We start from the raw sequence: 21555 nt of genomic DNA, 5'->3' as shown, positions 1-21555 counted from the left end.
GGCCAGAACATGGGCACCGGCGCTTGAGAGCGTCCTTCATACTCCCGGCCCTCGATGGAGTCGCATTGTGGACAACGATCATTCCGCCGATGTGATTTCGACTTTTGACTGCAACATCCTGCGCGACGCCTTCAGAACATCGGTCATCAAAAATCGGATCCCTGAGGATCAATGGCACGGATACGCCGCACTTCTGATCCGCGACTATACCGGCAACTCCGATTTTGATTCGGCACTGCTTGCCTGGATCGTACGAAAGTAACCTTGTCGCCGTGCATAACTCGCCGGAGCGGACAGCTGCTCCGCGCTCGCTTTCATTTTGGCTGAAAGGATAATAAGCCTGCGATACTTGAAAACCCCGGATGCTCCGGTCCTAACGATCGAGCCAATCGTCGCGGCCGCAAAAGTCTATCGAAGCGGCTGACGATCAGAAGCGACGAAGCCGCAAGACGAAAGATCGCCGACACCGACGGCACGATGCGGCGGGCGCGTCACCTTGCTGAAAGCAACCGCCTGATTTAATGCGCCTACGTCGGCTTTGGATCAGTCGAGCCTTCAAGGCACCCACGGTAAACGTCCGCTATTGCGCATCCGAAGACCTGAAGCTGCCCTTCCGCATCCGGCCCCAAAGCGGATGCCGGCCAGTTCCACAATTGAGGACGAATGGAACTAGCGTCGCGCGAGATCATAAGGGAAGTTGGTGAAGCCGATTCCGCAGCGTTGCAGACCTGATCGACGCGCGGGGGAGGGCGTTCGTCGGAAGAGCGCTACCGCCTTTCCCCCCACTCCGAACCCCGCGATTTTTTACAGTGTCGGGCATGATGGGCCTGTCTCGGTGCTGCAACGACCGATAGGCACTCAGGGGCGGCGAGAAGCAGGTCCACCGCCCACTCTGATCTATCCGGCGAAGGCGTGGACGGTGGCGAAGCCCACGCCGACAGCAACGCCCGTACCGAAGGCGTACCATGGCGCGGGGCCTCCGCTTCTAAACCATGGATACCTGAAGCTGTCAGTTCAGCGTCGGTTCGCCCATCGTCTCGGTAAGAAAGGACGCGGCGATCAAATCGTCCGCGTCGATGCGTAGGGAGCCTTCGCCGCGCCCGATGATAGCCGCGACCTTCTGGAAGATCTTAATCTCATGTTCGGTGATCCTGGCGTCCCGCATCCTGGTTCTCAGATCGGCGACACGCATCCCGAGCAAACGGGATGTTCCGATTTCTCTATTCGACATTTTGGTAAGTCCTCCTCCCCCCGCCCGTGTCTGTTTCGCCGCCGCCCGAATCCGCAGCCTGCCGACAGTCTGGTGTTGCAGTTGAGGAGCATCAGCATGCCCACTCGTGAGAAACTGCTAATATTATGAATGAATGGTGAATTGCGCGCGCTGCAGTTCGGCCCTTGGTGTGATCGCGGAAGGCAGGCTTGTTCTCCGGTCGCGGGCCGGGCCGTTTGAGGCCTCGGCTAGGCGGGTACGCTGCTGAGCAAAGCCGCCTGAACGGCGTCGAAGAAGCGACGGACCTCAGCGCGCGCATCGTTGGCGTCCTGCCCGCGTTCGGTCGCGACTGAAAGCAGATGCGTAGCGGTTTCGCGCCAGAGCGTAGCCGCCTCGTCACTCGGAAGGCGAGCAATTGCGTTCGCCACGATTCGAATGGCGGGAAGCTCTCGACTAATTGGGAAGGCATGCACCGACATGGACCGGATGACCCGCAAATGTTTCAGCCGAACCTATCGATCGAAAGAAAATAGAAGCTTAAGGGGGCGGCCCAGGCCATTCGCCAAGACCCCCGTCGCCAATGTTGCCGCTGCCCTTCGCCACGGTTTTGAGTCTGAAGCGCTCCTCGCTGTCGCATGAAGATAAGCGGAACCTAATATGCGCCGGCTGCTTATGCCAAAATGAGTACACGCGGCGCAAATTTCCTGGAAATATGGATGGCAGAGCATTTGCCGGATGCGGTGACCAACGACCCGGCCGCGATAAACGATCTAGCCGACCAAGCGATGGAAGCTGCGGACCGAGAGGGCATCGCGGTAAGCGAGATCTATGAGGAAGTCGGCAGCGTCTTTGAAGTGATTGCGGCGGCGATGCAGCACCGCGATGGCTTTGCTCGAGGCAGATCTCGCCGCGTTTGATCTCTTGGCCGGCCGGTTGTCCCGAGAAGCAAACATCACCGAGGAGCAAGCCCACGGTCTGGTTGGACGTTTCGGCACCGATTGGGAAGTCCTGCTCAACGAAGCCCATTTTATGAAAGAACTTGAAGGCCGCCTTGGGGAGGTGAAAGAACAGTAGGCGCTGCCCCGGCGGGATTGACCGCTGGGGCATTTAGGAACGGACGATTTTCCCCGAAAATTCCTCCACGCGATATCGCGCGATCATCGTATCTCGCTCGCGTAATCGCCCGGGGTCCGAGCCCGAACACCGATTGGCTCAGATGCGATCAAAGGTGAAGGATGTTAGAAGGCTGGTGACGAAATTGCTTGCCTTCTCTTTAACGAGAACCTCGGTCCATTCGTCGTTCCCTCGGAGCCTTAGGTCCGTGGAGATGCTGTCTATCGCAGCTTCTTCGAGGCGCTTGATATGGGACAGGAATAACGCCTCGTCGCCTGTTTTATAGATGTCCCGCACGACTAATCGGAGAATTTCCTGGATTGCGATTTGCCACGCGGTATTAATTGTCTGAAGCTCGTTCATTTTGTTTGTCATCGAGATTTCCTCGATCATCTTGGCTTTCGGCCCGCCGCCAACATCCGTTTGTTCGAAGGGCACATACCGCCTTAAATTAAAAAAGGTCAGGCAGATTTGCCTGACCCCCATTAGGTGTCATGCTTTCACAGTGCCAGTACATCCGTGGTCAAAGGAAAGCTGATCCGATTAGACGGCCTGCAGCTTACCGGCCGACATCTTGCCTGACTTGCTGTCCCGCTCAAGTTCGTAGCCAATCTTCTGGCCCTCAACGATTTCACGCATACCGGCGCGCTCGACGGCAGAGATATGAACGAACGCGTCGGCGCCGCCATTGTCAGGCTGGATGAAGCCGAAGCCCTTGGTGGAATTGAACCATTTAACTGTGCCAGTGGTCATGATGAACCCTTTCATAGCAATATTGAACCACGGCAACGCGAACGCGCTGCCGATTGAAGATGACGATTTTGAAAGAAAGTTCGTTCAGGGCGCGTTGCCAAGCGCGCGATAACCAAAGCTCAGCCAGCAATATCGACGACCAGTTCCTATGCTGCCTTGCCACCTATGTCAACTTTTGGTTTTTCGGGTCCTCGAGTGCAACTTATTGATGTGCAGGCGATACGAGCTTCGGATTTAGCGTCTTTTGTCGTACTTTCACTGCCAAGCCGTCATCTGCCATGTGGCTTGGCCGGGGAACGTTCGTCAGGCTGATCTCCGGCAAGCTGTGATAACGAACCAAACTGCCGCAGCCTGACTGAGATCAGGTGAATCGCCAATCGTTTCATGCGTACAGATCGAAGCGAACCGCGCTCAGCTGCGGCCGAACAGGAGCCTGCCTGTCCCTTGAGCAGACTCTTTCATGGACGGCGCGACGTATCTCGGCGTGGAAGTCCGAAGAATGCTACGAGTTTCGGACAGGCGTTCGCGCGCAACGCCACGCTGCCCGTTATTGCGAGGTCGCCCGAATCGCTCCGTTTGTGGAAATGGAGATCGACGCGGTGGATGCAGTGGCCGCGGAGGCGGAAGCGTCACCGAGACTGACGGCGGCGCACCGTGCCGCTTGCGCGCCAAGTCCGGCAAGGGAAGCTCCGCCGCGGCGCAACCCGCCGCTATCATCTCGTTGCATGCCGCGCCCTTGCCCGCCTTGCTCTTCGCGGCCTCCTGTTCCTGCCCAAATGTTTGGGCGAGGACCGAACAGAAGGGAGGCGCTGCAAAGGTGCGCGGGCGGAAATGGAAAAAGCAGAACTTGAAGGGCTGAAAGACAAGGTGCCCTGCGCTGCGGTGCTGGAGCGCGCGGGGTTCGCCCCCGACGTCAAGGAGAGCACGCGCAGGGCGATGAAATATCGCCGTGAGGCGTCGATCATCATCGTCATCCATGACGGCAGGGGTTGGTTCGACCCGCTCGGCGACGGCAAAGGCGATGTCTTTCGGCTGGTCGAATATCTTGAGAAGGTGCCCTTCGTCGAAGCCATGAACGAGGTCGCCAGCCTCGTCGGGCTCGTGCCGTCCGAGCCGGTCTGGCAGCGGGTGTGCCGCGAGCGGGCGCCCGACCTGTCGATACCGGAGCGCTGGCGCGCACGGCGCAGGCCCTGGCGCGGATCGGCGACCTGGCGCTATCTCACCGAGGCCCGCCATCTTCCCGACCGCATCGTCCGCGCCGCAATCAGCGCCGGCGCCCTGCGCGAAGGCCCGCACGGCTCGATGTGGGCTGCCCATACCGATACCAATGGCACCGTTACCGGCTGGGAAGAACGCGGACCGGACTGGCGCGGCTTTGCCACCGGCGGCGCCAAGGTGCTGTTCCGCCTGGGCAGTCCTGATGCGCTGCGCCTTTGCGTGACAGAAGCCGCGATCGACGCCATGAGCCTTGCCGCGCTTGAGGGCTTTCGCGCCGACACGTTCTATCTCAGCACCGGTGGCGGCTGGTCGCCGGCAGCCGATCTGGCGCTCCGCGCGCTTGCCGCCAAGCCGGGTGTCGAGCTCGTCGCGGCTACCGACAACAACAAACAGGGCGACATCTATGCCGACCGCCTGCTCGGCCTGGGGGAGGAAGCTGGCTGCGACGGCGATCGCCTTCGACCTGTGGCGGACGACTGGAACGCCGATCTGAGAATGAAAGCGGAAGCAGGAGAGGCGGAAGGAGGGAGCTGCCGCATGTCCGCCGGTCGCCTCAAGGGTGAAGCTTCGCCCGGCTCGCGCCGGCCCTTGACCCGCCGGGGCGGAGAGGCGGCCGCGGGGGAGGGGTCCAGAAGGGCCGAAGAAGATGGTGATCCATAGGGGATGAACCGCGCTCCGGCCCGCACAAGGCCAGGAGCCTCCCCATGACCCAATCCGCCATCCGCAAGATCTACTTCGGCGTCGCCGATCGCCGGCAGATGTTCCGCCTCTTCGATCGCCACGCCCAGCGGCCCAATCGCTGGGAGAATGACGACAGCGGCCTGTTCGCCGGCGAGTGGTTCGAGATCGCGCGAGCCGAGCACGATTACATGCTCGACCTGCTGCCGCCGCTCTGGATCCGCGGCGAGATGTTCGCCCTGCGCGAGTTCCTCACCGAGAGCCTGACCAGCGTCTTCTACACACTGCGCATCAACGGCAAGACGCGCTACTTCCATGCCTATTGCGACCTCCCGCGGCCCCGCGCGCTGGTCGAGATGCGCGACGCCATCGTCGAACGCGAATCCTGGCCAGTGAAGGCGATGACGCGTGCGGAGCGCCTCGAGCATGTCTGGAGCGCGACCCAGGACGAGTACCGCGGCTACGCCGGGGAGCGCTTCGCAGCCAAGCATCTCGGCAAACGCACCATCCTCGTCTACGTCCTGGGGACGCCCGAGCAGAAGTTGCTCGATGGCCTGACCGATGACGAGATCGCGGCCAAGCTGCCGGTGCATCTCAGGCACCTTCCCGTCCGCGCAGTGGCGTGAGGGGAGCGGCGATGTTTACCTTTCCGATCGTAGCGGTGCGCAAGATCATAGAGCGCGGAATCAAGGATTCGGCGGCCAATGGCGGCTTCCGCAATCCCTACTATGGCACCCGCCCCGGCGAGGGCGAGAGGCCGGGCCTGTGGCTGGTCGGCGATGAGGGCGTCTACATCATGTCCAACGGCAGGCTCGCCGAAGGGGCACGCGCGCTCGTCATCTATGCCGAGCAATGCCACCCCAGGGGCGACATTGACTGGTGGGACTACAAGCGCCGCCACTTCGGTGCCGATGACGGCATCGAGCTCATCGAGGCCGAGCGTCTGCTTCCGCTGTTCGACCGCAACCTGCGGGCTACTCACCTCAACGTCGAACTCACCGAGAAAGAAATCGCGCTCTCGCTGATCACCCGCTGACTTCCCAACCCGCGACGTCGATCGCCTGGCCGACCCGCTCGGCCGGGGGCTCGCGCGCGGCTTCACGACGAGGATTTCTCCAGATGTCCAACGACGATCCATTCACGCTCGACCCGTTCAACACCATCACGCTCTCGTCGGGCCTCGGCCTCGGCGTAACCGCCTTCGGCAACGACTTCGGCGCTGGCGAGCCCAAAGCTAAAGAGGCTACGACACTTGCCGTGCCGGAGTCACAGCCGGCCTCCCCGCCGGTCCACTCGCCACGCCGCGCGGCCGAGGCCGGGTTGGATGGCAACGACTTCGTCCTCGAGACCGATCGCGGTCTTGGCCGGGGCTGGAAGCAGCGAGCCCGCGACAATCTCGATGCCATCCGGCTCGCCGCCGAAATCGAGAGCGCCGATCGGCCGGCGACGCGTGAGGAACAGGCGCGGCTGATCCGCTTCACCGGCTTCGGCGCTTCCGAGCTTGCCAATGCCGTGTTCCGCCGCCCGGGCGAAGATAGCTTTCGCACCGGCTGGGACGAAATGGGCGCCGAGCTCGAGGAGATGGTGTCGAGCACCGAGTACGCCTCGCTCGCGCGCTGCACGCAGTATGCGCACTTCACGCCAGAGTTCATCGTCCGCGCGATGTGGGCAGGCCTGGTGCGTCTCGGCTGGCGTGGGGGCAGGGTGCTTGAGCCCGGTATCGGCACGGGATTGTTTGTGGCCGTGATACCGGCAAAGCTGCGCGACCAGGTGCACGTCACCGGCGTCGAGCTCGATCCGGTAACCGCGCGAATTGCCAGGCTGCTTCAACCTCGGGCGCGCATTCTCAACGCCGACTTCGCCCGCACGGACTTGCCGGCTGACTTCGATCTTGCCATCGGCAACCCACCCTTCTCGGACCGTGTCGTCCGCTCGGATCGCGTCTATCGGTCGATGGGGCTGCGCCTGCATGATTACTTCATCGCCCGCTCGATCGACCTGTTGAAGCCCGGCGGTCTCGCGGCGTTCGTCACCAGCTCGGGCACCATGGACAAGAAGGATTGTTCGGCACGCGAGCACATCGGCAAGACCGCCGATCTCGTCGCCGCCATCCGCCTTCCCGAGGGCAGCTTCCGGGCCGAAGCCGGCACCGATGTGGTGTTGGACGTCCTCTTCTTCCGCAAGCGAGGGCGCTGGGAGGCCGAAGGCGATCTGTCGTGGCTCGATACCGACGAGGTCCGTCCTGCCGATGGCGACGATGACGCGATCCGCATCAACCGCTGGCTCGCCCGGCGACCGGATTTCGTGCTCGGCACGCACGCGACCACGTCGGGACCATTCGGCGAGACGTATGCCTGCCTCCCGTATCCGGGCGCCGATCTTGCACAGGCGCTATCGGCTGCCATCTCCCTTCTTCCGGCAGCCATCTATGACGGCGAGCCCGACAGGATCGATCTCAAAGGCGGGCACACCGAGCACCTCGGTAAAGACCGCCCCGAAGGCCTCTCGATCCGCGAGGGCAGCTACTTCATCGCGCCCGACACCGCGCTAAATCAGATGGTCGACGGCGAGCCCGTAACCATCACCGTGCGCAAGGGCCGAGCCGCCCACGGCGTGCCCGCCAAGCACGCCCACATCATCCGAAAGCTGATCCCGATCCGCGACGCGGTGCGCAAGGTACTCAAGGCACAGGAGCTCGACCGGCCGTGGAGGCCGGCGCAGGTGAAGCTGCGCATCGCCTGGTCCAACTTCGTCCGTGCCTTCGGCCCGATCAACACAACGGTCGTGTCGACCAGCGAGGACCCGGAGACCGGCGAGGTGCGCGAGACGCATCGCCGCCCGAACCTCGCCCCGTTCCTTGACGATCCCGATTGCTGGCTCGTGGCCTCGATTGAGGACTACGAGCTCGAGACGGACACGGCGCGGCCCGGTCCGATCTGCACCGAGCGGGTGATCGCACCGCCCGCGGCCCCGATCATCAATTCGCCAGCGGACGCTCTTGCGGTCGTGCTGAACGAGCGCGGTCATGTCGATATCGATCACATCGCCGAGCTGTTGCATGTCGATCCCGACATGGTCATCGCCGATCTGGGCGACGCCATCTACCGCGATCCGGAGAGCGGCGCCTGGCGGACCGCCGACGACTATCTCTCCGGCCAGGTCCGCGGCAAGCTCAAGGCCGCCGAAGCCGCCGCGGCTCTCGATCCCGCCTTCGAGCGCAACGTTAGCGCCCTGGTCGCTGTACAGCCCGCCGATCTCGGCCTATCCGACATTGCCGCGCGTCTCGGCGCACCCTGGATTCCAGCCGCCGATGTGGTCGCCTTCGTCAGGGAGAGGATGGGCGCCGAGATCCGCATCCATCATATGCCGGAACTGGCGTCGTGGACCGTCGACGCACGCCAGCTCGGCTACATGGCGTCCGGCACCTCCGAATGGGGCACCGAGCGCCGGCATGCCGGTGAGCTCGTCTGCGACGCGCTCAACAGCCGCATGCCGCAGATTTTCGACACCGTGAAGGACGGCGACAGCGAACGGCGCGTGCTCAATGTCGTCGACACCGAGGCGGCCAAGGAGAAGCTCACCAAGATCAAAACGGCCTTCCAGACCTGGATCTGGTCCGATCCCGACCGCACCGACCGGCTGGCGCGGGTTTACAACGACCGCTTCAACAACATCGCCCCGCGAAGATTCAACGGAGACCATCTGCAACTTGCGGGCGCCTCAGGCGCCGTTTCTCTTTATGGACACCAGAAGCGCGGCATCTGGCGCATCATATCGGCCGGTTCGACCTATCTCGCGCACGCCGTCGGCGCCGGCAAGACCATGACCATGGCTGCCGCCGTCATGGAGCAGAAGCGGCTCGGACTTATCGCCAAGGCCATGATGGTCGTCCCAGGACATTGCCTGGCGCAGGCCGCGCGCGAGTTCCTGGCGCTCTATCCGACGGCCCGCATCCTCGTCGCCGACGAGACCAATTTCACCAAGGACAAGCGGCGCCGCTTCCTCAGCCGCGCAGCCATGGCGAACTGGGACGCCATCATCATCACGCATTCGGCCTTCCGCTTCATCGGCGTTGCGTCCTCGTTCGAACAGCAGATGATTCAGGACGAGCTCGCGCTGTATGAGGTCCTGCTCACCAAGGTCGAAAACGGCGATCGCGTGTCGCGCAAGCGCCTCGAGCGGCTGAAGGAAGGCCTCAAGGAACGTCTGGAATCGCTCGCCACCCGCAAGGACGACCTGCTCACCATCTCCGAGATCGGCGTCGACCAGATCATCGTCGACGAGGCGCAGGAGTTCAGGAAGCTCAGCTTCGCGACGAACATGTCAAGCTTGAAGGGGATCGATCCAAACGGCTCGCAGCGCGCCTGGGACCTTTACGTAAAATCCCGCTTCATCGAGACCAGGAACCCCGGCCGGGCACTCGTCCTCGCCTCCGGCACACCGATCACCAATACGCTGGGCGAGATGTTCTCGGTGCAGCGCTACCTCGGCTACGCGGCTTTGTCCGAGCGCGGCCTCCACGAGTTCGATGCCTGGGCTTCGACCTTCGGCGACGTCACTACGGAGCTCGAGCTGCAGCCCAACGGCAAATACAAGCCGGTCACCCGCTTCGCCAGCTTCGTCAATGTCCCTGAACTGCTCGCCATGTTCCGCAGCTTCGCGGATGTGGTCACGCCCGAGGATCTGCGCGACTATGTCAAGGTGCCAGCGCTCTCGACCGGCACGCGGAGGATCAGGACCTCCAAACCATCTATCGCGTTCAAGCGCTACCAGGCTCTCCTCGACGCCCGTATCAAGGCGATCGAACAGCGCGAAGCGCCACCCAAGCCCGGCGACGATATCCTGCTCTCGGTCATCACCGATGGTCGCCATGCCGCGATCGACCTACGCCTCGTCGATCCGGACAGTGACAATGAGCCGGGTAACAAGCTCAACGACCTGGTCGCCAATGCCTACCGCATCTGGCGGGACACCGCCGACGCAGCCTATGTCCGGCCGGACGGCAAGCCGTTCGAACTGACTGGCGCCGCGCAGATGATCTTTTCCGATCTCGGCACGCTCAATGTTGAGCGGACCCGGGGTTTCTCGGCCTATCGTTGGATCCGCGACGAGCTGGTGCGCATGGGCGTGCCGGCGGCCGAAATCGCCTTCATGCAGGATTTCAAGAAGTCGGAGGCCAAGCCGCGGCTGTTCGGCGACGTCCGCGCGGGCAAAGTCCGCTTTCTCATCGGCTCGTCCGACACGATGGGCACCGGCGTCAATGCCCAGCTCCGGCTCAAGGCGCTGCATCATCTCGACGTGCCATGGCTACCCTCGCAGATCGAGCAGCGCGAGGGACGCATCTTGCGGCAGGGCAATCAGCACGACATCGTCGACATCTTCGCCTACGCCACCGAGGGCTCGATGGACGCCCAGATGTGGCAGAACAACGAGCGCAAGGCTCGCTTCATCGCCGCTGCACTCTCGGGCGATACCTCGGTGCGCCGGCTCGAAGACCTCGGCGAAGGGCAGGCCAACCAGTTCGCCATGGCCAAGGCGATTGCCTCGGGCGACCCGCGCCTGATGCAGAAGGCCGGCCTCGAGGCCGACATCGCCCGGCTCGAGCGGCTCCGGTCCGCGCATCAGGACGATCAGTTCGCCATTCGCCGGCAGATTCGCGACGCCGAGCGCGATATCGACTGTTCGACGCGGCGCATCGGCGAGATCGGCCAGGATCTGGAGCGGCTCGTTCCAACGACGGGTGAGGCGTTCCGCATGAGCGTGCGCAACGCGACATACGTCGAGCGCAAGCTCGCAGGCCGCGCCCTGATGACCGAGGTCCTGACCTTGGTGCAGCTCCAGCATGCCGGCGCCCACGCCATCGCCGCGATCGGCGGGTTCGCACTTGAATATTGCGGCGAGTGCTTTGGCCAGGACGGCTATCGCTACGTCACCACGTTGCTGCGTACGGGCGCGGCGACGGAAGTCGAGTTGCCCGTCACCACCACGCCGCTTGGCGCGATCGCAAAGCTCGAACATATCCTTGGCAATCTCGAGGAGGAGCAGGAGCGCGCACGCCACCGCCTTGCGGAAGTCGAGCGGCGGCTCGCGTCCTATCGCTCTCGCGAGGGAAGCACCTTCGCCTTCTCGCACGAGTTGGCCGATAAGCGCCGCCAGCTCTCCGAAATCGAAAGTTCGCTGTCGCAGGAGATCGACGGCATACGCGCCGCTGAGGTGCAAGCGGCGTAACCTACCCCACGTTCTGAGCGGCCTTCGCCGGCTCGCTGCAGGGCGTTCCAGAAGGGAGCAGGGAAGCGAAAAAAGCAAGAAGGACCGCTCGCAGATCGGGTGGTCCGCCGACGCTGACGCTCAATCGCGCCGGTCGCAATCCCGGCCCGTCATCCTGCGCAGGGCTGACGCAGCCCCGCTTGGCCAGCCGGGCAGGGATGCTCCAGCGCAATTGCCCCGGCCCGCCCGCTCGGCGGGCCGGGGGATGTCTTCGGAAGAAGACGAGAAGGACCGGCGACGGGCCTGTCCATAACCTACCAAGGAGCATTCCCATGGAACTGAAGTTTGTCGATCCGCGCTCGCTCAAGGACAATCCCGACAAGGCGCGGCGCTCCAAGTCCAGCCCTCAGGCCGACGCCCTGCTGCTGGCAACGATCAAGGCCATTGGCGTCGTCGAGCCGCTGATCGTCTTCGCTGAAGCCGATGGCGGCAATGGCTTCGTCATCGATCAGGGTCATCGGCGCGCGAAGCAGGCGATCGTCGCCGGGCTCGAAGAGATCCCGGTACTGATCGTACCTCGCGCCGAAGACGGCGGCGCGATGCGCTCGTTGGCTACGTCGATCACGCACGAGCAGCTCAACCCGGTCGATCTGTGGCGCGCCATCGAGCGTCTCGTTGCGCTGAACTGGACCGAAGAGTCCATTGCGATCGCCCTCGCGCAGTCGGTGCGCCAGATCAAGAAGCTGCGCCTGCTCGCCAATGTGCTTCCGCCGATGCTCGACGCCATGGCCAAGGGCGATATGCCGAACGAGCAGCAGCTCCGCACTATCGCGGCCGCTTCGCTTGAGGAGCAGAAGGAGGTCTGGAAGGCCAAAAAGCCCAACAAGGGCGATCCGCAGGTGTCGTGGTGGAGCATCGCCAACGGTCTCACCAAGCGACGCATGTACGCGCGCGACGCAAGCTTTGGCGACGAGCTGCGCGAGGCCTACGGCATCGCCTGGGTGGAGGATCTGTTCGCGCCGGCCGACCAGGACAGCCGGTACACCACCGACGTGGATGCCTTCCTCGGCGCCCAGCAGGAATGGATGACGCAGAACCTGCCCAAGAAGGGCGTCATCACCGAACCGAACGCCTATGGCGAGGTGAAGCTCCCGCCAAAGGCGGAACGCGTCTATGGCACGCCGAAGAAGTCGGATCACGCCGCGATGTATCTCGACCGCGAGGGCAAGGTGAAGACGGTCCACTTCCGTCTGCCCGAGGCCAAGAAGAAGGCCAACGCGACGGAAGCCGCCGAGGCGGTCGTCATGCCGAAGTCGCGTCCCGATGTGACCCGTAAGGGTATCGAGATGATCGGCGACCTGCGCACCGATGCTCTCCATGAGGCGCTGTCGCGGGCGCCGATCGAGGACGACACGCTGTTGGCGTTGCTCGTTCTCGCCTTCGCTGGCCAGAACGTGCGCGTCGATTCCGGTGCCGGCGGCGATCATGGGTTCGGTCGCCGCATGCCTCGGCACGCCGCCACCCTCTTCGATGCCGAGGGCAAGTTCGCCTTCGACGCCGAGACTTTGCGCATCGCAGCCCGGGGCGTCCTCATCGATGCGCTCTCCTGCCGCGAGGGCATGAGCAAGTCGGGCGTGGTGGCGCTCGTCGCAGGCGGCGCGATCGGGGCAGACAGCTTCCTCGCCAATATGGGCACCGAGGACTTCCTCTCCTGTCTGTCGCGTCCAGCGCTCGAGGGCTCGTGCGCCGACACGCCGGTTCTGCCGCGGGCGCGCGTAAAGGACACGCGGGCCGCGCTCGTCGAGCACTTCAAGGAAGGGCACTTCGTCCACCCGGCTGCGCTGTTCGCTCCCGATGCGGCAAGCCTGACCGAGTGGCTGTCCAAGAGCACCGTCTCCGAGGTCGATGACGAAGTTGGGCCTGAGGTCGACGGCCTGAGTGGAGAGGACCAACCTTCCGAGAAAGGCGGGATCGAGGAAGGCTACCGCGAGGCCGCCGAATAGACCTCGCCTCCTTTTGATCGCTCTGCCGCCGCCAGGTTCGTCTGGCGGCAGCAGGTGTACGGCCGCGACAGCGAGCGCTGCCGATAACGGTACCTCCGGCGTAGGCCCAAGGCCATCATGGGGTGACCGTGGTGTCGGTCGATGAATCGGCAGGTGGCCATGATCACCTGTCGTTCGCTTCCAATGTCGAAGTCGAGGCCCGTGCCGGTCCTCACTCGGGCTTCATGCGGTCTTGAACCGGCGGCCGTCCGCTTCAAGGCCGCGTTCCGCGCCGCGGGGCGGCCGGATCGGTCCGGTCTCGACATGGCGGGCCCGCGTCCCGCGCGAGGGCTGAAGAAAGCCCTGCTTGGCCGCAAACCTTCCATGCTCGTCTCGGTCCGCCCGGACCCTGAAGCGCCCGTCATTCCGCCGGTTCCTTTGGTCCGCGCCCGAGGGAGGGCCGGCACGGAGCCGGTCCTGGCCTCGAGAACCAGAAGAAAGGACATGCCAATGACCAAGAAAGCCGCCAATTCCCGCGCAACCGCCCGCGTCGCTCCGTTGCGCAAGGGCACTACCTTCCAAATGGTCCGCCTCGTGTGCCCCGACGCCGCACAGTGCTCGCTCGTCTCGGAGAGTTTTGGCCTCCCGGTGCTCGACAGCGACGGCATTCGCGACTTGCACGAAAAGCTCATCGTGGACACGGCCGCGGCGCTCGACGAGGGCCTGGGCGAACGCGCCATGCAGATACACCTGCAACGCGTCGTCGGTGCCTTTGTCGGGTCCGCCTACGGGGCCGGCCAGTTCTACAGCCGGGCGGTCTCCGAAGCACGGGACGCGACGGCCAAGTCGGCCTGCGACGATCGGAACGAAGACGTCGGTGGACCGGTCGGCTTCGACAGCGCGGCCCAGCGCAAGCGTGAGTTCGCCGCCGATATGGCACTACAGGCCCACGCGCTGCGCATGGCCGCGGAGGGGGCGATCGCCGCCTACGAGCAGGTTGTAGGCGAGGTCTGGAAGCCCTTCGAGCGTCCAGTCGAAAACCCCGGCCAATCCGTCGACCGCAAGGCGGCCGAACTGCAGATGGCAGCTCTCGGATGAACGTCGAGGGCGGGGCCCCGGTCCCGCCCTCCTTCCTTCGCATCAACTGCGAAGCGCCTAGCCGATTTTCATGGGCCGAACATGCCGCTTTCGATCATCGCCAAGTGAACGTCGCATGTGCCGCTCCTGGCGCACGAGGAGAGACGACCTGCTGCCATCCGGTGCGCTCGGGCATCACGGCTGCATCGTCTCCCAATTTTCCGCCCATGGCGACCGACCGACAACGACAATCTCTCGCTCTAGCGATTTCATGTGCGCGACTTTGCACCGGGGTTCGGGTGTCGCTTCCGGCGCGCGACGCTGAGGGGAAGGCCGCCGATGCCTGCTCCTTTCGCCAGCCTCGGCCCGATCGGTACGCTGGGCTCCTTCACGGCCCAATCCCCGCTCTCTCGTGATGACTTTCCTGGTGCGGCTGCGGATCTTCCCCGATCAACCCGCAAGGGGTCCGCTAGCACGCTGCGGCCGCTCGGCTGACGCCTTCGGGTGATCGCGCCCGCCTCCGCACACTGACGGAGCCATCGAGCGGGAATTGGCCCGCTCCAAGATGGAGCCTCAGATGTCCCACGATCTCATACTCGCCCAAAAGGCCGCCTGGTCCCTCGCCCGCACTCTCATGGTCCCCGTTATCCTCTTCCAGGTCGACAACGAATTTGGCGTCATGCCCGCCTCTGAGCTCGACAACGCCGATGTCGAAATCCTCTTCGAATACGATCCCTATAGCGGGGGCCGGTCGGTTCATTGAACCGGCCTTATCTCCACGGCATTCAGGCGGCGCCCAGCGCCGCCTTTCTGTTTTCTGACGTCCACTCGCGCCCCGTTCTGGCCCGAGGTCCTGGCGGAGCCAGGCAGTCAGCGCAACGGCTTCGCCGTCCTCCGCTGTCGCTGCGGCCCATGACCACCCCATCGTGCACGCACGACGGATCCCCGGTCGGGTGCGCGGCCCGCCTTCCTGCTCCGCCCAAGCGGACCCCGTCACGGGGCCGCGATCGGCGCGGCCTCCAACTGGAGGTTCATGAAATGACCAGGAAAGAAAATGCGGATCGCATCGATATCTATGCGCGCATCACCGACCGTATCGTAGCCGAGCTGGAGAAGGGCATCCGTCCTTGGATGCAGCCGTGGCAATCGAGCAATGCCTCCGGCCGCGTCACCCGGCCGCTCAGGCATAATGGTCTGCCCTATAACGGCATGAATGTGCTGCTGCTTTGGTCGGAGACTGTCGCCCGCGGCTTTTCCAGCCCGATGTGGATGACATTCAAGCAGGCGCTGGAACTTGGCGGCGGCGTTCGCAAGGGCGAGACCGGCTCTGTGGTGGTCTTCGCCAGCCGCTTCATCAGGACGGAGACGGACACCCAGCGCGAGGAAATCGACCGCGAGATCCCGTTCCTCAAGGCGTATTCCGTTTTCAACATTGCGCAAATTGATGGCCTGCCGGACCAGTTTTATCGACGGCAGGCGGAGCGGGTGCGCGATCCGATCGCCCGGATCGAGCATGCCGACCGGTTCGTTGCCAATACCGGGGCGGTAATCCGGCACGGCGGGGATCGCGCCTACTTTGCCCCGGTGACGGACCACATCCAGATGCCGCCATTCCGGACGTTCCGGGACGCCGCGTCATACGTTGCCACGCTCAGCCACGAGGTTACCCATTGGACTTCGGCGCCGCATCGCGTTAACCGCGACCTTAGCCGCTACGCGAAGGATCGCAGCGAGCGAGCGCGCGAGGAACTGATTGCCGAGCTCGGAAGCTGCTTCCTCTGCGCCGATCTTGGTATCGCGCCCGAACTCGAGCCCCGGCCGGACCATGCGAGTTATCTCGGCTCCTGGTTGAAAGTCCTCGCCGACGACAAGCGCGCAATCTTCTCGGCCGCGGCCCATGCGCAGCGCGCCGTGGCTTTCCTGCATGGCCTTCAGCCGGAGGCGGCAGAAGAAGGCGAGACCGCCTGATGTCACGCAGGAAACTTCGGAGGACGTGGCCATGTGCCTTCCCCTTTGCTTCGCACGGCCAAGCCCTCCGACAAGTATGACGTCGAAACCTTCCAGATAACTCGCGAAATCGATCCCCTCGCGGGTTGATCCGCAGAGCCGGGACAGATTTGCGCGACATCCTAAAGTTCGAACCGAAGTTGCCGTTGTTCCGGCGGCCAACACATCGCTTAGCGACGAAAGCGTGATGCCCAGCAGCCGGATTCCCTTCTGTACCGGAAACACCGACCTCAGGAGATCGGCTGCGAGAGGTTCGAAGTCAGAGAACTCGATTGGCACCGACACGGTGCGACTGCGCGTGATCTGTTGGAAATCGGCAAATTTGACCTTCAGTGTGATCGTCCGGGCCCGGATGCCCTTGCCTTCACAGTATCCCCAGACCTTGGCTGTCAGCTGCTTGAGTTCGGCGATTGCTGCAGCGAGCTCCAAGATGTCGGCTGCGAAGGTATCCTCGGCGCCGATCGATTTGCGCGGCCGATCCGGCTCGACCGCGCGTTCGTCGATGGCGCGCGCGATCTGATAGTACCAGAGCCCTGACTTGCCGAAATGCTGCTGCAGGAAGGCAAGCGAGCGGTCCTTGAGATCGGCGCCGGTCTTAATGCCCAGCGCCTCCATCTTGGCGGCCGTCGCGGGCCCCATGCCATGAAATTTCTTGACTGGCAACGTCTCCACGAATGCCGGGCCATGGCGGGGCGTGATGACGAACTGGCCGTTTGGCTTGTTCTGGTCGGACGCCATCTTGGCGAGGAATTTGTTGTATGAGATGCCGGCGGAAGCGGTGAGACCGGTCACCAGCAGGATCTTCGCCCTGATCATCTCGGCGATCGTCGTGGCAGACGAAATGTTGAGCCTGTTCTGCGTCACGTCGAGATAGGCCTCGTCGAGCGAGAGCGGTTCGATGAGATCGGTGTGTTCGGCGAACACCTCGCGGATCTGGGCCGAGACGGACCGGTAGACGTCGAAGCGGGGCGGCACGAAGACCAGCTCGGGGCATTTGCGCTTTGCCGTGACGGAAGGCATCGCGGAGCGAACGCCGAAGGCGCGAGCCTCATAGCTTGCGGCAGCCACCACGCCGCGCGCGGCGGCCCCGCCAACGGCAAGCGGCTTGCCGCGCAGATCCGGGTTGTCGCGCTGTTCGACAGACGCGTAGAACGCATCCATGTCGACATGGATGATCTTACGCAGGTCGGCGCTGCGGTCAGGGGCCATATGCCTGAAGTGCGTTTCGCCAGGACATGCGCTTCGTGCTACCGGATCTACAACTCACATTGCAAATTCAGCCTGCGCGCGGCCCTGATGGAGGCGGGAAATCCGAAAACTGTCCCGGGGAAGGGGACGGAGCACTTCGTGTTCGGGACGCGTCATGTCCAGCCACGCCGAGCGCTGGTCTCGGCGCAGCACCGCCATCTGGCGATCATGGTAGGGCGCGATGTCGTCATTGGCCTGGATCGTGAGGATTGCGTAGGCTTCCGGCCAATCGCGCGTCGCCGGCCGCCAGATGCCGGCGAAATAGAACCAGTCGCCATTGGCCAGGCGGAAGCTGTAGTTCTTCCCCTGGCTGCGGTGCCGGAATTCGGACGCCGGCACGAGGCAGCGATGGCTCGGGAACGATCGGTCCTCTGTGCGCACCACAGTGAAGGGGCGCCCCCCTGGTTCCTTGGGTTGAAGTCCCCACGGCAGCTTGAGCATCTCAACATCGCCGCCACAGCGTCTTATGATGAGGCGGGGTTCATCGAGCGGGCTGTCGGAATCGAAAACTGTTGCGCTCATAGCCAAAAGAACATAACAGGAACGCAGTCGCCGCGCAATGCCGCAGAGACAGGTGAGACATGTGCAATGATTATCGGCTGATGGTGGATGTCGCCTCGATCGTGGAGGACTTCGCCGATCTCAAGATCAAGATACGCTTCAGTGAAGGAGCGCCGAATATCCAGGCGCGCGAGGACATCAAGATAACCGATATCGGGCCGATCATCCGCCCGGTCGACGGCGTGGGCGGCGAGGGCGACCTTGTTCAGCGCCGGTGGAGCTGGCCTGGACCGAACAAGAGGCCGGTCTACAACTTCCGCTCGGACGGTCGCGAGTTCGCCTCGAACCGCTGCCTGATACCAGCCGATGGATTTTACGAATTCACCGAACCGACAGACAAGGGCAAGAAGCGCAAGGACAAATGGCTCTTCACCAAGCGCGACGAGCCGATCTTCTGCATCGCCGGGATCTGGCGCGACACCGATGATGTCGGGGAGGCGTTCACCATGCTCACGATGGAACCCGGTCCCGATATCGCGCCGTATCACGATCGGCAGATCGTGATCCTGGAGCGCAAGGATTGGGCGAGCTGGCTTGATCCGGCGGTATCCGCCAAATCGCTGATCAAGCCCCTTCAGCCGGGGACGCTGCTCGTGGAGCAGGTCGGGTGATGCGAGGCGGTGCGCTGCTGAATGCGGCCGCGACGTGGCGCAGGCATTTTAGGCGCACGAACCCTGTCGACGCCGCAGCTATACATCGTGAAGGTTTCATCATCGGCGAGCAACCAATGCTCCAGCCGCGCCCTGGGCTTCCTGTCGTCAGGCGTTGAACGCCCGCGAGGCGCTGCTTTTTACGAGAGCTCGATCCAGACCGGCGCGTGATCGCTGCTCTTTTCCCAGCCGCGCACCTCGACGTCGACCTGGGCGTCAATCAGCCGCTTCAGGAGCGACGGGCTCAGCAGAAGGTCGTCGATCCGCAGGCCTGCGTTGCGGCCGAAGGCGTTGCGGAAATAATCCCAGAACGTGTAGATCTTCTCACCGGGATGACGCACGCGCAGCGCGTCGGTCCAGCCTTGTTCGAGCAGCGTCGCGTAGGCGGCGCGCGCCTCGGGCGCGAACAGAGCATCGTCCAGCCAGCGCTCGGGCTTGTAGACATCGAGTTCGGTCGGCATGACGTTGAAATCGCCTGCCAGCACCACCGGCTGTCTGGACGCGACGAGTTCGGCTGCGTGGTCGATGAGGCGGTCGAACCAACGCAGCTTGTAGTCGAATTTCGGCCCGGGCCTTGGATTGCCATTCGGAAGATAAAGGCATCCGATCAGGATGCCGTTGACTGCTGCTTCGATGTAGCGGCTATGGCTGTCGTCAGGGTCGCCGGGAAGGCCGCGCCGCGTTTCGTGGATCTTGCCGACCCGGCTCAGGATCGCGACGCCGTTCCAGCTTTTCTGGCCGTGCCAGATCACGTCATAGCCGAGGTCGCGGATCGGCCCTTCCGGGAACTTTTCCTGCGGCGCCTTGAGTTCCTGCAGACAGGCAATGTCCGGCCCTGCCTCTTTAAGCCAGCGCAGGAGCACCGGCAGGCGGCCGTTGAAGCCGTTGACGTTGTACGTGGCGATCCTCATGGCTTCATGAGGTCCGGCAGGAACTGATCGGCCCGGCCCCAGCCCGCAAGGGCCTTCGATGCGGCGCGCTTCTTCAACTCGGGCGCATCGCCGACATGGAAATGCGATGGCGCATCGATCGTCTTCATCTCCGCCCAGGTGACAGGTGCTGCGACCGGGGCGCCCGGCCGCGACCTGGCGCTATAAGGCATGATTGCGGTGGCGCCGCGCTGGTTGCGCAGATAGTCGACGAAGATCCGCCCCTTGCGTTTGGCCTTCGACAACACGGCCGTGAAGTGGCTGGGGTCGCTCTGCGCGACCGCCTGAGCAAGCCCGGAGGCGAAGGCCTTCACCTCGGGCCATTCAGCGCGCGGCGTGAGCGGCGCGATCACATGCACGCCCTTGCCGCCCGTCAGCATCGGGAAGCTGGTCAAGCCGATGGATTGCAGCATATCCCGGAACTGGAATGCGGCAGCGCGGACCGCCTCGAAATCCAGTCCCTCGTCGGGGTCGAGGTCGAACACGAGGCGGTCGGCCTTCTCGACGTCTTCGATGCGCGCTCCCCATCCATGGAACTCGATCGTTCCCATCTGGACACAGGTCAGAAGCCCCTCGGCGTCGTCGACGTAAAGATAGGGCTCCTCATGGCCATCCTTTTCAGTGATCCCGACGTGATGGACCTTGTCGCCGAAGCTGCCGGCGTCATGCTTTTGAAAAAAGCATTTCTTCGCGCGGCCCTGCGGGCAGCGGACCAGGCTGATCGGTCTGCTCGCGGCCCAGGGAAGCATGATCGAGGCAACGTCGGAATAATGATCGGCAAGCTGTCCCTTGGTGATGTTGGATTCGGGGTAGATCACGCGGCCGCGATTGCTGATCGCGACAGCGCTTGTCGCCGGCGGCGGCAGGGTCGCCGTGCGGTGTTCCGTCTCGAGCACGACCGCTTCCGGCTTCTTGTCCTCGCGCAGGCCGAGATAGCTTGGATGGCGCAGTGTCCCTTCATTGGTCATCTCGGTGAAGGCGATCTCGGCGACAAGCCTGGGACGCAGCCAGTGCGCGCCGCGGACCTCCGCGCGCGGCGCCTCGACCGTGGCGGCCTTCTGCTCGAGCGGCGCCATGATCTTCATCAGCCGGGCCATCCCGGCGGCATCGAAACCGGTCCCAACCTTGCCGGCATAGCGCAGCTTTCCGCCGTCATGGACGCCGAGGATCAGCGATCGAAACGCGCGATCCTTGTCTGACGGCGTCCAGCCGACGAGCACGAATTCCTGACGCTTGATGCACTTGATCTTCAGCCAGCTTCCGTCGCGGGCGCCGACATAGCGCGAATCCGCCAGCTTCGAGATAACCCCCTCGAGGCCGGCTTCGCAGAAGCGGTTCAGCAACTCTTCCCCGCGGCCCTGGATGTGATCGGAGTAGCGAAGGATGGGGCTCTTCGCCGGCAGGATCGTCTCCAGCTTCTCTTTGCGCTCCAGGAGCGGCAGCCTCGTCAGGTCTTCCCCGTCGAGCTGGAGCAGGTCGAAGGCATAAAAATCGATGCTCGCGGGAGCGCCCTTCAACGCGTTTTGCAGCGCCTGGAAACTGGATCGGCCCTCCGTGTCGATGACAACCGCCTCTCCGTCGATCAGGGCGGAGCGAACCTTGAGCTTGCGCGCCTCCGCTAAAATGGACGGAAAACGGCCGGACCAGTCCAGGCCGGAGCGCGTATAGGCGCGCGCCTCGCTGCCGCCCACGGCGACGAGAATGCGGTAACCATCGTATTTCATTTCGTGGATCCAGCGATCGCCGGCGGGAACAGTGTCCACCAGCTTTGCAAGCTGGACCGGCTGGAACGCGGGCGGTGCGAGTTTGGCGGCGCCGCCCGAGGCAGGCTTGGTAGGGCGAGGCGAAACCCCGTTGATGATTGGCCGACGCGACGCTGTCTTGCTCACCTGACCTCACTCAAACAAAACCCAACTGCCCGA

Annotated in this window: 19 protein-coding genes and 1 pseudogene; 12 read left to right on the top strand and 8 right to left on the bottom strand. The window is 63.6% G+C overall.

All coding sequences use genetic code 11. The features are described from left to right. The first annotated feature begins 67 nt into the window (after positions 1–67). Positions 68–262: a hypothetical protein gene (locus CK219_RS24205; RefSeq protein ID WP_095769132.1), complete on the top strand. Its 195-nt coding sequence runs from the start codon at positions 68–70 to the stop codon at positions 260–262. A gap of 747 nt (positions 263–1009) precedes the next feature. Here the strand turns inward: CK219_RS24205 and CK219_RS24195 are convergent. Together CK219_RS24195 and CK219_RS32350 are read right to left on the bottom strand one after the other, a co-directional pair. Then, entirely contained in the window at positions 1010–1231 is a 222-nt protein-coding gene (locus CK219_RS24195; protein WP_095769131.1) for a hypothetical protein, read from the bottom strand. A gap of 227 nt (positions 1232–1458) precedes the next feature. Beyond that, the gene (locus CK219_RS32350) at positions 1459–1689 is read right to left on the bottom strand and encodes a DUF6074 family protein (protein WP_095769130.1); all 231 of its coding nucleotides are present in this window, start codon (positions 1687–1689) and stop codon (positions 1459–1461) included. 237 nt (positions 1690–1926) lie between these two features. Here CK219_RS32350 and CK219_RS24185 point away from each other — a divergent pair, with 237 nt between their 5' ends. Together CK219_RS24185 and CK219_RS24180 are read left to right on the top strand one after the other, a co-directional pair. Beyond that, positions 1927–2127, top strand: a complete 201-nt coding sequence (locus CK219_RS24185) for a hypothetical protein (RefSeq protein WP_245340602.1) — start codon at positions 1927–1929, stop codon at positions 2125–2127. Continuing rightward, positions 2093–2284, top strand: coding sequence for a hypothetical protein (locus tag CK219_RS24180; protein ID WP_095769128.1), 192 nt, complete (start codon positions 2093–2095; stop codon positions 2282–2284). Before CK219_RS24185 ends, CK219_RS24180 begins: the two co-directional genes overlap by 35 nt. A 138-nt stretch (positions 2285–2422) precedes the next feature. Here CK219_RS24180 and CK219_RS24175 read toward each other — a convergent pair whose 3' ends face one another. Then, positions 2423–2698: a hypothetical protein gene (locus CK219_RS24175; protein WP_095769175.1), complete on the bottom strand. Its 276-nt coding sequence runs from the start codon at positions 2696–2698 to the stop codon at positions 2423–2425. A gap of 168 nt (positions 2699–2866) precedes the next feature. Beyond that, a complete protein-coding gene (locus CK219_RS24170; protein ID WP_095769174.1) occupies positions 2867–3076 on the bottom strand; it encodes a cold-shock protein in 210 nt (69 codons plus the stop codon). A gap of 654 nt (positions 3077–3730) precedes the next feature. Between CK219_RS24170 and CK219_RS24165 the strand changes: the two genes are divergently transcribed. The 8 genes from CK219_RS24165 to CK219_RS24130 all read left to right on the top strand — a co-directional run bounded on the left by CK219_RS24165 (position 3731) and on the right by CK219_RS24130 (position 16206). Further along, on the top strand, positions 3731–4954 hold the full coding sequence (locus CK219_RS24165; protein WP_348628347.1) for a DUF3991 domain-containing protein: 1224 nt from the start codon (positions 3731–3733) through the stop codon (positions 4952–4954). 44 nt (positions 4955–4998) lie between these two features. After that, complete coding sequence (locus CK219_RS24160) at positions 4999–5598, top strand: DUF1419 domain-containing protein (RefSeq protein WP_095769127.1); 600 nt, start codon at positions 4999–5001, stop codon at positions 5596–5598. A gap of 11 nt (positions 5599–5609) precedes the next feature. Then, complete coding sequence (locus tag CK219_RS24155; protein ID WP_095769126.1) at positions 5610–6008, top strand: DUF3085 domain-containing protein; 399 nt, start codon at positions 5610–5612, stop codon at positions 6006–6008. 83 nt (positions 6009–6091) lie between these two features. After that, a complete protein-coding gene (locus tag CK219_RS24150; protein WP_095769125.1) occupies positions 6092–11200 on the top strand; it encodes an N-6 DNA methylase in 5109 nt (1702 codons plus the stop codon). Positions 11201–11511: 311 nt separating this feature from the next. Continuing rightward, positions 11512–13182, top strand: a complete 1671-nt coding sequence (locus CK219_RS24145; protein ID WP_095769124.1) for a ParB N-terminal domain-containing protein — start codon at positions 11512–11514, stop codon at positions 13180–13182. Between the two features lie 489 nt (positions 13183–13671). Further along, positions 13672–14259: a hypothetical protein gene (locus CK219_RS24140; protein WP_095769173.1), complete on the top strand. Its 588-nt coding sequence runs from the start codon at positions 13672–13674 to the stop codon at positions 14257–14259. Positions 14260–14815: 556 nt separating this feature from the next. After that, a complete protein-coding gene (locus CK219_RS24135) occupies positions 14816–15001 on the top strand; it encodes a hypothetical protein (RefSeq protein ID WP_095769172.1) in 186 nt (61 codons plus the stop codon). 275 nt (positions 15002–15276) lie between these two features. After that, positions 15277–16206: a zincin-like metallopeptidase domain-containing protein gene (locus CK219_RS24130; RefSeq protein WP_095769123.1), complete on the top strand. Its 930-nt coding sequence runs from the start codon at positions 15277–15279 to the stop codon at positions 16204–16206. Positions 16207–16367: 161 nt separating this feature from the next. On the opposite strand, the pseudogene dinB reads toward CK219_RS24130, so the two are convergent. Both dinB and CK219_RS24120 read right to left on the bottom strand, forming a co-directional pair. Continuing rightward, positions 16368–17454: pseudogene (dinB, locus tag CK219_RS24125) on the bottom strand (DNA polymerase IV). 54 nt (positions 17455–17508) lie between these two features. Continuing rightward, complete coding sequence (locus tag CK219_RS24120) at positions 17509–18015, bottom strand: SOS response-associated peptidase (RefSeq protein ID WP_095769122.1); 507 nt, start codon at positions 18013–18015, stop codon at positions 17509–17511. A gap of 59 nt (positions 18016–18074) precedes the next feature. Between CK219_RS24120 and CK219_RS24115 the strand changes: the two genes are divergently transcribed. Further along, a complete protein-coding gene (locus tag CK219_RS24115; RefSeq protein ID WP_095769121.1) occupies positions 18075–18665 on the top strand; it encodes an SOS response-associated peptidase in 591 nt (196 codons plus the stop codon). Positions 18666–18844: 179 nt separating this feature from the next. Here the strand turns inward: CK219_RS24115 and xth are convergent, their stop codons facing one another. Further along, entirely contained in the window at positions 18845–19615 is a 771-nt protein-coding gene (gene xth / locus CK219_RS24110) for an exodeoxyribonuclease III (protein ID WP_095769120.1), read from the bottom strand. Further along, positions 19612–21522: a DNA ligase D gene (ligD, locus tag CK219_RS24105; protein ID WP_176477132.1), complete on the bottom strand. Its 1911-nt coding sequence runs from the start codon at positions 21520–21522 to the stop codon at positions 19612–19614. Before ligD ends, xth begins: the two co-directional genes overlap by 4 nt. Positions 21523–21555 lie beyond the last annotated feature (33 nt).

Origin of the sequence: Mesorhizobium sp. WSM4313 (assembly GCF_002294725.1) — a bacterium.
Taxonomy (GTDB): domain Bacteria; phylum Pseudomonadota; class Alphaproteobacteria; order Rhizobiales; family Rhizobiaceae; genus Mesorhizobium.
Note: the sequence above shows the minus strand (reverse complement) of the source record. Positions and strands in the feature narration are given on the sequence as shown.

Bases quoted from the DNA above. Each gene is read 5' to 3' on its own strand.
- CK219_RS24150 (WP_095769125.1), top strand. From the start codon at position 6,092: ATGTCCAACGACGATCCATTCACGCTCGACCCGTTCAACACCATCACG.
- CK219_RS24195 (WP_095769131.1), bottom strand. From the start codon at position 1,231: ATGTCGAATAGAGAAATCGGAACATCCCGTTTGCTCGGGATGCGTGTC.
- CK219_RS24115 (WP_095769121.1), top strand. From the start codon at position 18,075: ATGTGCAATGATTATCGGCTGATGGTGGATGTCGCCTCGATCGTGGAG.
- CK219_RS24155 (WP_095769126.1), top strand. From the start codon at position 5,610: ATGTTTACCTTTCCGATCGTAGCGGTGCGCAAGATCATAGAGCGCGGA.
- CK219_RS24160 (WP_095769127.1), top strand. From the start codon at position 4,999: ATGACCCAATCCGCCATCCGCAAGATCTACTTCGGCGTCGCCGATCGC.
- CK219_RS24180 (WP_095769128.1), top strand. From the start codon at position 2,093: ATGGCTTTGCTCGAGGCAGATCTCGCCGCGTTTGATCTCTTGGCCGGC.
- CK219_RS24185 (WP_245340602.1), top strand. From the start codon at position 1,927: ATGGCAGAGCATTTGCCGGATGCGGTGACCAACGACCCGGCCGCGATA.
- CK219_RS24175 (WP_095769175.1), bottom strand. From the start codon at position 2,698: ATGACAAACAAAATGAACGAGCTTCAGACAATTAATACCGCGTGGCAA.
- CK219_RS32350 (WP_095769130.1), bottom strand. From the start codon at position 1,689: ATGTCGGTGCATGCCTTCCCAATTAGTCGAGAGCTTCCCGCCATTCGA.
- CK219_RS24170 (WP_095769174.1), bottom strand. From the start codon at position 3,076: ATGACCACTGGCACAGTTAAATGGTTCAATTCCACCAAGGGCTTCGGC.
- CK219_RS24140 (WP_095769173.1), top strand. From the start codon at position 13,672: ATGACCAAGAAAGCCGCCAATTCCCGCGCAACCGCCCGCGTCGCTCCG.
- CK219_RS24120 (WP_095769122.1), bottom strand. From the start codon at position 18,015: ATGAGCGCAACAGTTTTCGATTCCGACAGCCCGCTCGATGAACCCCGC.
- CK219_RS24135 (WP_095769172.1), top strand. From the start codon at position 14,816: ATGTCCCACGATCTCATACTCGCCCAAAAGGCCGCCTGGTCCCTCGCC.
- CK219_RS24145 (WP_095769124.1), top strand. From the start codon at position 11,512: ATGGAACTGAAGTTTGTCGATCCGCGCTCGCTCAAGGACAATCCCGAC.
- CK219_RS24130 (WP_095769123.1), top strand. From the start codon at position 15,277: ATGACCAGGAAAGAAAATGCGGATCGCATCGATATCTATGCGCGCATC.
- xth (WP_095769120.1), bottom strand. From the start codon at position 19,615: ATGAGGATCGCCACGTACAACGTCAACGGCTTCAACGGCCGCCTGCCG.